This window comes from Paenibacillus sp. 01T422 (genome assembly GCF_056398785.1).
In genome coordinates, this window is the sequence record NZ_JBFTQB010001594.1 from 1 (window position 1) to 520 (window position 520).

Consider the following 520-nt stretch of genomic DNA (forward strand, 5'->3'; position numbering starts at 1 on the left):
ACTATGAAGTTTAAATCACAAGATAAGCAAAATCAACTCATTGAAAACATTACCGTTMATCATATTGTTGTWGGTGTAGACATTGCTCAAGAGRCTCATGTTGCYAGAGCGGTTAACTTCCGYGGWGTCGCTCTCGGKAATCCTTTAGAGTTCAGTAATGACGAAGAAGGTTTCAAATCCCTCGACCGTTGGATTCGCGACTTGTTAGCTTCATATAAATTATCTCAAATAATTGTTGGTATGGAACCGACTGGCCACTACTGGCTAAACCTTGCTGGGTGGCTCAAGAATAAAGCCATTGAAGCCGTACTTGTTAATCCTCACCTCGTTAAAAAGAATAAAGAAAACCGCGACAATACACGCTCTAAAAGCGACAAAAAAGATGCTTTAGTTATTGCCGACATGGTGAAAAATGGCTACTACTCCCCTGTCCGCTTCCATTCTTCTGAGTACGAGGAGCTGCGAGTGCTCATGGCTAACCGAGAAACGGTCGTTAAACGACTCGTAAGTGCCGTTAACC

General features: G+C 42.9%; 1 protein-coding gene. It reads left to right on the top strand.

Translation table 11 applies throughout. From position 1 onward, the window contains the following. Nucleotides 1-3: 3 nt before the first annotated feature. Nucleotides 4-520: IS110 family transposase (locus AC1DUA_RS40345; protein WP_477504979.1), on the top strand; the 517-nt coding region annotated here is incomplete at its 3' end.